The following is a 7760-nucleotide window of genomic DNA, read 5'->3' on the forward strand; positions in this document are numbered from 1 at the left end:
CCGGAATCGAGGCGGTGACGAGCATCCTTCCCTCAGTACACCCGCCGGAGCGGCGGCGCGTCCGGGACGAACGTCTCCTCGCGCGACGGGAACGCTCCCGACTTCACGTCCTCGAGATAGCGGCGGGCGGCGTCCTCGATCACCGGGGCGAGCTCGGCGTAGCGCCGGACGAACTTCGGCCGGAAATCCCCCGAGAGCCCGAGGAGATCGTGGTACACGAGCACCTGGCCGTCGCAATGGGGACCGGCGCCGATCCCGATCGTCGGGACGGGCACGGCCTCGGTGATCCGCGCGGCGAGCGCGTCCGGAACGCACTCGAGAACGATCGCGAAGCAGCCGGCGCCGGCGAGCGCGACGGCGTCCTCGAGGATCTCTTCCGCCGCCCCGGCGGTCTTCCCCTGCACCTTGAAGCCGCCGAACTTCCGGAACGACTGCGGCGTCATGCCGACGTGCCCCATGACGGGAATGTCGGCGGCGAGGATCGCCTCGACGGACGGGAGCACCCGGCGTCCCCCTTCGAGCTTCACCGCGCCGCATCCCCCTTCGGCGAGGAACCGGCCGGCGTTCCGGACGGCCTCCGACGGGCTCGTCTGGTACGAGAGGAACGGCATGTCCCCGACGACCAGCGCGCGTCGGGCGGCTCCCGAGACCGCCGCGGCGTGGCGCACGAGCGCGTCGAGGGAGGCGGTGAGCGTCGAGTCCCGGCCGTAGACCGCCATCTCGACCGAGTCGCCGACGAGCAGGACGTCGATCCCCGCGGCGTCGAGAATGCGCGCCGACGGCGCGTCGTACGCGGTCAGGACCGCGATCTTCTCGTGGCCTTTGCGGGAGACGAGCTCCGGGATGGAAACCGGGGTTTCCGCTGACTTCACGTTCGCTCCTCGTCCTCCGGTCGGCCCCCGAGGGTGGCCGCCGAAAAGGGCTCGTGAAAAATGTCCTCCGTCTCGGTCCCGCTTATCGGGATCCGATCGGAACGTAATATTGTACGCCCTTTTTGATCTTCTTGATCTGCTCGACGAGATCGTCGAAATGCTCGGGGCGGTTCACGAAGTCGATCTCGTTGGTGTCGACGACGAGGAGCGGGGTCTCCTCGTAATGGTAGAAGTAGTAGTTGTACGCCTCGATCAGCTGACGCAGGTAGTCGACCGAGATCGACTTTTCGTACCCGAGGTTCCGCTTCTTCACCCTCTTCATGCACGTCTCGAGGGATCCCTGCAGGTAGATGACGAGGTCCGGTTTCGGGACGCTCTCCGAAAGCAGCGTGTAGAGCTTGTCGTAGATCAGGAGCTCCGAGTCGTCGAGGTTCAGGCAGGCGAAGATCTTGTCTTTCGGGAACGTGTAGTCGGCGACGACGAGTCCCGAAAAGAGGTCGATCTGGGCGATCTCCCGCTGCTGCTGGTACCGGGACAGCAGGAAGAAGAGCTGGGTCTGGAACGCGGCTCCCTTCCGGTTCTTGTAGAAGTCGGGAAGGAAAGGGTTGTCGATGTCCTCGAGGACCTTGACCCCCTGGAACCGCTTGGCGAGGAGCTCCACCAGCGACGTCTTGCCGACGCCGATCGGACCATCGATCGCGATGTGGTGGAGGGGAAGGTCGGTTCGGGGGGAGGTCACGACAGCGGTGATTTTAACCCTGTTCCGTCGAAGCGCCCGGTCTTCGAACGCCCGCGGTTCTCGGAAGACGATGGCTCGATAGCTCCGCGCCGCAATTCGGGCTCTGCCCGTCCGGCTCGATGCATCGTCGCGCCCGTCATCGCAGCCACAAGTCCAGGACCCCCAGGATCCCCACCGCGACCGAGAGGAACCCGTTCGCCGTGAAGAACGCCGCGTTCAGACGCGACAGATCGCCCGGCCGGACGATCGCGTGCTGGATGGCGAGCGCGATTCCCGCGACGACGACCGCCGCCGCCAGGAGCGGCCCGCCGCCGACCGATCGCTCGAAGAGCACGAGAAAAAGGAGCGTGGCGACGTGGAAGAGTCCCGACACCCACAGCGCGCCGACCGTCCCGAGCCACGCGGGGACGGAGCGCAGCCCGCGTTCGCGGTCGAACTCCTCGTCCTGGAGCGCGTAGAGCACGTCGAACCCGGCCGTCCAGAAGAGCACCGCGAGTCCGAGCGCGATCGGAGGCCATTCGATCCTCCCCCGGAACGCCACCCATGCCCCGACCGGCGCGATTCCGAGGCAGAGGCCGAGCACGACGTGCGAGAGCGCCGTGAACCGCTTCGTGAACGAGTACCCGAAGAGCACGGCGAGCGTCGGAAAGGCGAGAGCGAACGCGAGGCGGTTGAGCTCGAACGCCGCGACGAGGAAGACGAAGCTCCCGGCCAGACAGAGCCCGGCCGCGAAGCCGACCGGAACCCTTCCCGCGGGAAGCGCGCGCGTCGCCGTGCGCGGATTCTCGGCGTCGATCGCGCGGTCGGCGATCCGGTTGAACGCCATCGCCGCCGTGCGGGCGCCGATCATCGCGACGATCACCCAGGCGCCCGCGCGGAGGGACGGCTGCGGCCCGGCCGCGCGGAAGTACGCGAGCAGCGCGAATGGGAGCGCGAACACCGTGTGCGAGAACTTGATCATCTCGAGCGATTCGCGGAATCGCCCGGCGGCCATCGTGCTCACGGGCGCCGGGGTCCGCGCCAGACGAAGTCGCCCGGGAGCTCGACCCCGAAAACGCGCGCGACGCGGAAGTACCAGGCCTGCATGAGCCGCTCGATCGACGGCGCCTCGATGTAGAACGCCGGCGACGGCGGCATCACGATCGCGCCGGCGCGCGTCGCCGCCGCCATGTTCTCCAGGTGCACGAGCGAGTAAGGGCTCTCGCGGAACGCGAGAACGAGCGGCCGGCGCTCCTTCAACGTGACGTCCGCCGCGCGCTGCAGGAGCCCTCGCGAGATCCCGTGGGCGATCGAGGCGAGGGTTCCCGCGCTGCACGGCACGACGATCATGCCGGCCGTCGGATACGAGCCGGAGGAGATCGCCGCGGAGACGTCGTCGTCCGAATGGATCTCGATCTTGCCGGCGACCCGGGGCTCGAGACCCAGGATCGTGACGAAGCTCCGGGCGTCGTGGATTTCGGAGCCGACCTCCTGCCGGGCCACGGCGAGCGCCGAAGGCGAGACGACGAGATGGATCCGGGAGACCGCGTCGAGCGGAAGGATCGATTGCAGGAGCCCGATCGCGAGCGCGCTTCCGGAAGCGCCGGAGATGCCGACGACGATCTCTTTCCCCTCTCCCGGCACGCCGCGCGATTATAGAGCCGACAAAATTTCTTCCGGGTGCGCGCGATTTCGTCGGCGGCCAACTCCCGGGAACGCGGCATCCCGCTCCTCTTCCTTCGAGATCCCCATCAAGATTTCTTGTCACCGGCCCGTCGCTCGAGCACCGGAAGGCTCTTTTGCGTCAGGCGGTTGCAGTCGCCGTCGCCTGGCGCGCCTTTCGCCTTGCCGCCTCCCGAACAATTTTTTGCGGAGGTGCCGATGAAGGAATAGCCGCGGAAAAAGGTGATGAGGACAACCCCCGAATCGAATCGAAAAACATCCGACGAAGAAAGGAAACACCCATGCAGAAATGGAAGATCGCCATGGTTCTCCTCGCCGCGACCGCGTTCGCGTCGGTTCGCGGCGCGACGGCTCCGAAAGGGAGCGAAGCCTCTCCGGCCGCGAGCGGATCGATCAACCTCAATTCCGCCTCGGCCGAACAGATCGCCCTGCTCCCGCGGGTCGGCCTCAAGCTCGCGCAGCGCGTCGTCGAGTACCGGAAGACGAACGGTCCCTTCAAGAAGATCGAGGACCTGATGGAGGTCAAGGGAGTCGGCGAGAAGCTCTTCGTGGTCCTCCGGCCGCATCTCACGGTTTCCGGCAACACGACGCTCACGCAGAAGATCAAGTCGACCGGCATGCGCTCCCGCGCCCGGACGAAAGCCGCGAAAGCGGCATGACCCATCGGGCCCGGCGGCGGCGGCGATCGTTCCCGCGCGCCGCCGGGCCCCCTTTTCGAGCCGACGATGAAAACGAACGGATTCTCCCTGGTCGAATCGCTCGCCGTCCTCGCGATCGGGGCGTCGGCGCTCCTGATCGCGATTCCGAGCGCCCAGGGCCTCTACTCGAGCGTACGGATCCACACCGCGGGACAGGAAGCCGCCATGACGTTTCGCGTCGCCCGGATGACCGCGATCAAGACCGGCCGCGAAGCCGCCGTTCGCATCGAGATCTTTCCCGCCGGGTACCGCCTCGGCGTGTATTCGGACGGGAACGGCAACGGCGTGCTCACGCGCGAGATCCTTTCGGGAAAGGACAAACCCGCTCCCGGGTCGCACGGCTGGGACCGCGGCGACGTCCGGATCGGAATTCTCCACGGCGTGCGCGTGCCCGATCCCTCGTCCCCGTCGAAGCCGCTCACCGGAATCGACGATCCGGTCCGGTTCAACCGCAGCAACATCTGTTCGTTCTCGCCGCTCGGCGAGTGCACTCCGGGGTCTCTCTATCTGACCGACGGGCGATCGCGCATGGCGGTCGTCCGCGTCTACAACCGCACCGGACGCATCCGCGTCCTCTATTACACCGCGGGAGCGCGGCGCTGGGAGGCATCGTGAAGAGGAATCCGGATCACCCCGATCTCTCCGGGCCACAGGAACATCCCCTCGACGGTCTCGCCCGAACCGACGTGGACCGGGCCGACCAGGCTTCCGGTCACGGAGCTCCCCGGGCCGATCTCGGCACCGTCGAAGAGAACCGACCCGTCGACTCGCGCGTCGGCGGCGATTCGCGCCCGCCCGACGACGGAGCGAGTCACCCCCTCGGGAACGGCCTCGGGGTCGGCCGCGAGGACCTTCGCGCCGCGGTCGAAGAAGCCCTCCGCCGGATCGAAATCGCGACGCGATTCGAGCGCCGAAAGCGAGGCCGCGACGACGTCGGCGGGCGTCCCGAGATCGAAGAAGCTCCCTTCGTGGAAGACGAGCCCGACCCTTTCCCGCCCTTCGGCGAGGAGGGGGAGCCAGAGGTCGTCGACGAGAGAGCGGGTCCCGGACGGAATGCGCGCGATCGCCCGCGGAGCGAGGATCGAGACGCCGGTGAAGAGGAGAGGGCACCCGGTGACGTCACCTCCGATCGAAACGAGGCGCGACCCGTCGGCGTGGAGCGGCGTGAAGCGCCGCGGATCCGGATTGGCGGTCACGAGCAGGGTCGCGGCGTTGCCGTCTCGGCGGTGCGCGCGGAGGAGCGCCGCGACGTCGGCGTCGATCTCCGCGTCCGCGTTCCAGATCGCCGCTTCCTCGTGTTCGAAGAACGCCTCGGCGTTTTTCACCGCGCCCGCGGTCCCGAGGATGACCGGCTCCCAGAAGAATCGGACCGCGGCGCCCGCCGCCCCGCTCTCGGCCAGGTGCTCCACGATCTGGCGGCCTTCATGATGAAGATTGACCGCGATCTGCGCGAATCCCTGGCGCACCAGCGACCGAAGCCGGCGGTCGACGAGCGGAACGTTCAGGAACGGGAAGAGCGCCTTCGGCCGGTCGAACGTGGCGGGGCGGAGCCGTGTCCCGAGCCCGGCGCAGAGAACGAGCGGCTTCATGCCTGGAAGACCATGTCCGGCGGGAGAGAAGGATCGCTCTCCCGCGCGCGCCGGTAGAGGCCGGCGTAGGAATCGCGGACGGCATGGCGCGGATCGAGCCCGAGATCGGTAGCCGCCGCCTCGATCGCGGAGGGCTCCCCCTCGATCTCGACGAAGGTCCCGATCGGAGTCTCGTCGAGCGCGACGACGCATCCCGCGAACCGGAATTCCTCCCGCCGCTTGTCGTAGCGGAATTTCGGGACGAACCCGAGCCGCTCGAGCACGCGTTCGAACGTCGCGGCATCGGCCACCTCGGTCTCGAGCTCCTCCCTCCGTTTGACGGCGCCCTCGAACGCGGCCCGTCCCTTGAACGTGACGAGCGCCCGACCGCGCGCCCGCCGGAGCCGCAGCGCCGTGCCCGACGCCAGGAGCCTGCCCGCGGCGTCGTCGAAGAGCACGTTGGATTCGAGGTGGATCCCGGAGAGGCGTTCGGCGCCGGAGAGGCGACGCCGGACCGCCGGGAGATCCGGAACGGGAATCTTGATCTCCGATTCTTCGGAGGAGCCGGGAGCGGTCACGGACGACGAACGCGGCAAGCGGTCAAGGGCGATCGCGGCGAGCGGTCATGGAAGGAGGCGCTGCGCGATCTCCTGGGCTCGCCGGCCGTCCACCTTTCCCTTGTACCGCGACATGAGCTCCTTCATCACCGCGCCGACTTCCTTCTTCGAGGTCAGCGAGCGCTCTTCGATGATCCCCTTGACGGCGCTCTCGAGCTCCTGCTCGGAAAGCCCCTGCGGCAGATACCCGTTCAGGATCTCGAGCTCGGCCGTCTCGGCGTCGACGAGATCCGAACGTCCTCCCTTGGCGTACTGCTCGATCGAATCCTTCCGCTGCTTGACGCCGCGGCGGATCACGGCCTCGATCTCCTCGTCGGTGAGATCGCGGTGCGCCTGGATCTTCTCGTTCTTGAGCGCCGAAAGGAGAAGGCGAAGCGTCGAGACGCGCGGCTTGTCTCCCGCGCGCATCGCGTCCTTCACGTCCGATTCGATCTTCTTCAACATCTCGGGCACGCGGCAACACTATCGCACCCGAAAGGGCGGCGAAAGCGCGGCGGGCGCCTTCTTCCTGTGAGATAAATGTCCTTCCTCGAGATCCGCCGTCGCCCTTCGGAGCCTCGGCGAAAGAGGGTCGAAAGCGGACGCGTGAAGAAGGCGGCAGCATGACGGCGATCGCGCGGCGGTTCATCGTCGGCACGGCCGGCCACATCGATCACGGGAAGACCGCCCTCGTGCGCGCGCTCACCGGGATCGACGCCGACCGGCTGCCGGAGGAGAAGGCGCGCGGCATCACCATCGATCTCGGCTTCGCGCACCTCTCGCGCGGCGACTCGCGGATCGGCTTCGTCGACGTGCCGGGGCACGAGCGCTTCGTGCGCAACATGCTCGCGGGGGCGGGAGGAATCGACGCGGTGCTCCTCGTCGTCGCGGCCGACGAGAGCGTGAAGCCGCAGACGCGCGAGCACTTCGCGATCGTCCGCCTCCTCGGAATTCCCCGCGGCGTGATCGCGCTCACGAAGATCGACCGCGTGTCCGACGACGTCGCCGCGGTCGCGGAGCTCGAGACGCGGGAGCTCGTCGCCGGATCGTTCCTCGAGGGAGCGCCGATCCTGCGCGTCTCCGCCAGGAGCGGCGCCGGTGTCGGCGAGCTCGCCGACACCCTGTTCGCCGTCGCGAACGCCTCGGCGTCGAACCGCGACCGCAAGCCGCTGCGCCTCCCGGTCGACCGGGCATTCTCGATCGCCGGGTTCGGCCCGGTCGTGACGGGAAGCCTCGTCGACGGCACGCTGACGGCCGGCCAGAAGGTCGAGATCCTGCCCGAGCGAATCGAAGCGCGCGTCCGGCGCGTCGAGGTCCACGACGAGGCGGTCGAGACCGCGCGCGCGGGCGAACGGACGAGCGCGAACCTCGCGGGAGTCGAGCGGGAGCAGCTCCGCCGCGGGCAGATGATCGTCGCCCCCGGGTCGATCGTTCCCTCCTCTCGCCTGCTCGTGCGCCTCGCAATGCTTCCGGAGGCCCCGCCGCTCGAGAACGGCGACGAGATCGCGTTCCATCACTTCGCGTCGGAGCACGTCGCGCGGGTGCGCCTGTGGGACGCGATTCCCGCGGGCGGGAGCGGAGCGGCGCTCCTGACGCTCGAGACACCCGTCGCGGCGCGCGGCGGA

The 7760-nt window shown here is 68.3% G+C and carries 10 protein-coding genes; 3 read left to right on the forward strand and 7 right to left on the reverse strand.

Translation table 11 applies throughout. The features are described 5' to 3' along the window. Positions 1 to 32: 32 nt before the first annotated feature. The 4 genes from panB to VFS34_17390 all read right to left on the reverse strand — a co-directional run bounded on the left by panB (position 33) and on the right by VFS34_17390 (position 3234). Entirely contained in the window at positions 33 to 872 is an 840-nt protein-coding gene (panB, locus tag VFS34_17375; protein HET9796222.1) for a 3-methyl-2-oxobutanoate hydroxymethyltransferase, read from the reverse strand. Between the two features lie 82 nt (positions 873 to 954). Then, positions 955 to 1611: a deoxynucleoside kinase gene (locus tag VFS34_17380; protein ID HET9796223.1), complete on the reverse strand. Its 657-nt coding sequence runs from the start codon at positions 1609 to 1611 to the stop codon at positions 955 to 957. A gap of 136 nt (positions 1612 to 1747) precedes the next feature. Then, on the reverse strand, positions 1748 to 2605 hold the full coding sequence (locus VFS34_17385; GenBank protein ID HET9796224.1) for a UbiA-like polyprenyltransferase: 858 nt from the start codon (positions 2603 to 2605) through the stop codon (positions 1748 to 1750). Between the two features lie 5 nt (positions 2606 to 2610). After that, a complete protein-coding gene (locus VFS34_17390; protein HET9796225.1) occupies positions 2611 to 3234 on the reverse strand; it encodes a UbiX family flavin prenyltransferase in 624 nt (207 codons plus the stop codon). 320 nt (positions 3235 to 3554) lie between these two features. Here VFS34_17390 and VFS34_17395 point away from each other — a divergent pair, with 320 nt between their 5' ends. Together VFS34_17395 and VFS34_17400 are read left to right on the forward strand one after the other, a co-directional pair. Continuing rightward, positions 3555 to 3932, forward strand: a complete 378-nt coding sequence (locus tag VFS34_17395; protein HET9796226.1) for a helix-hairpin-helix domain-containing protein — start codon at positions 3555 to 3557, stop codon at positions 3930 to 3932. A gap of 66 nt (positions 3933 to 3998) precedes the next feature. Continuing rightward, entirely contained in the window at positions 3999 to 4586 is a 588-nt protein-coding gene (locus VFS34_17400) for a GspH/FimT family pseudopilin (protein ID HET9796227.1), read from the forward strand. On the opposite strand, the gene VFS34_17405 is transcribed toward VFS34_17400, so the two are convergent. Genes VFS34_17405 through VFS34_17415 form a run of 3 tightly spaced genes read right to left on the reverse strand, consistent with a single transcriptional unit; the run spans position 4550 to position 6600 of the window. Beyond that, the gene (locus VFS34_17405) at positions 4550 to 5560 is read right to left on the reverse strand and encodes an NDP-sugar synthase (protein ID HET9796228.1); all 1011 of its coding nucleotides are present in this window, start codon (positions 5558 to 5560) and stop codon (positions 4550 to 4552) included. The genes VFS34_17400 and VFS34_17405 overlap by 37 nt on opposite strands. Beyond that, positions 5557 to 6117 (reverse strand): class IV adenylate cyclase, encoded by a 561-nt coding sequence (locus tag VFS34_17410; GenBank protein ID HET9796229.1) that lies wholly within the window; start codon positions 6115 to 6117, stop codon positions 5557 to 5559. Before VFS34_17410 ends, VFS34_17405 begins: the two co-directional genes overlap by 4 nt. 45 nt (positions 6118 to 6162) lie before the next feature. Next, positions 6163 to 6600, reverse strand: coding sequence for a GatB/YqeY domain-containing protein (locus VFS34_17415; GenBank protein ID HET9796230.1), 438 nt, complete (start codon positions 6598 to 6600; stop codon positions 6163 to 6165). A gap of 158 nt (positions 6601 to 6758) precedes the next feature. Between VFS34_17415 and selB the strand changes: the two genes are divergently transcribed. Further along, a partial coding sequence (gene selB, locus VFS34_17420) for a selenocysteine-specific translation elongation factor (GenBank protein HET9796231.1) occupies positions 6759 to 7760 on the forward strand: 1002 nt, incomplete at its 3' end.

This window comes from Thermoanaerobaculia bacterium, from assembly GCA_035717485.1.
Classification (GTDB): Bacteria; Acidobacteriota; Thermoanaerobaculia; order UBA5066; family DATFVB01; genus DATFVB01.